The organism is Curtobacterium sp. MCBA15_013, assembly GCF_001865095.1.
In the GTDB taxonomy this organism is placed as follows: domain Bacteria; phylum Actinomycetota; class Actinomycetes; order Actinomycetales; family Microbacteriaceae; genus Curtobacterium.
On record NZ_MJGQ01000031.1, the window covers coordinates 3,160 to 4,168 of the forward strand.

A 1,009-nucleotide genomic window follows, 5' to 3' on the forward strand; every position below is an offset into this window, starting at 1 on the left:
TCCCGTCCGTCGTCCGGTCGCCCCTACTGCTCCTGCCCCAGCGGCGGGATCGGGCGCAGCTCGCCCCAGGCGAAGGCACTCTCGGCGATGAAGTCCTGCAGGTCGTCGGCGATCTTCAGCAGCATCTCCGGTTCCCCGTCGCGGAGCCACAGCCACGAATCGCCGTCGTCCCCGGCGACCGACCAGGCGAGCGCCATCCCCTCGTCGGCGGCCTCGGTGTCGACCACCCGCCGCAGTCGTTCGGACCAGTCGCTGTACACCCAGAACTCTGCTCCCCTGAACTCGTCCGGGCGCAGCATCTGCTCGGCCACGGGACGGAACGCGGCGAGCAGCTCCCCCACGGTCATCACGACGGTCACGGCGCGAGCCTACGACCGGCGCAGCCGTGTCGGCACCCGCCGATAGGGTGTTCTGCATGACACGCCTGCGCCTCGCATCCGTCAACGTGAACGGCATCCGTGCCGCGTTCCGGAAGGGCATGGGCGACTGGCTCGCCACCCGCGACGTCGACGTGCTCGCCCTGCAAGAGGTCCGCGCGTCGAGCGACGACCTCGCCGGGCTCCTCGGCGACGAGTGGGACATCGTGCACGACCCCGCGACCGCGAAGGGTCGGGCGGGCGTCGCGATCGCCTCCCGCCACAGCGCGCACGTGCACCGTGTCGCGCTCGGTGCGGACGACTTCGACTCCGCCGGGCGTTGGCTCGAGGCCGACTACGAGATCGGCGGCACCACGGTGACGGTCGTCTCGACGTACGTGCACTCGGGCGAGGTGGACACCCCGAAGCAGGACGAGAAGTGGAAGTTCCTCGACGCGATGACCGAGCGGCTGCCGAAGCTCCGCGAGCACAACCCGCTCGCGGTCGTCGTCGGCGACCTCAACGTCGGGCACGACCAGCGGGACATCAAGAACTGGAAGGGCAACGTCAAGCGCGCGGGCTTCCTGCCGCGTGAGCGTGCCTACTTCTCGCGGTTCTTCGGCGAGCAGGGCGCCGAGGTCGAGGGCGCCGAC

Annotated in this window: 2 protein-coding genes; one reads left to right on the forward strand and one right to left on the reverse strand. The window is 70.5% G+C overall.

The features are described from left to right. Positions 1-23 precede the first annotated feature (23 nt). Positions 24-359, reverse strand: a complete 336-nt coding sequence (locus BIV01_RS12860) for a hypothetical protein (RefSeq protein ID WP_071296538.1) — start codon at positions 357-359, stop codon at positions 24-26. 56 nt (positions 360-415) lie between these two features. Here BIV01_RS12860 and BIV01_RS12865 point away from each other — a divergent pair. Then, on the forward strand, positions 416-1,009 hold a 594-nt coding region (locus BIV01_RS12865; RefSeq protein WP_071303094.1), incomplete at its 3' end, for an exodeoxyribonuclease III.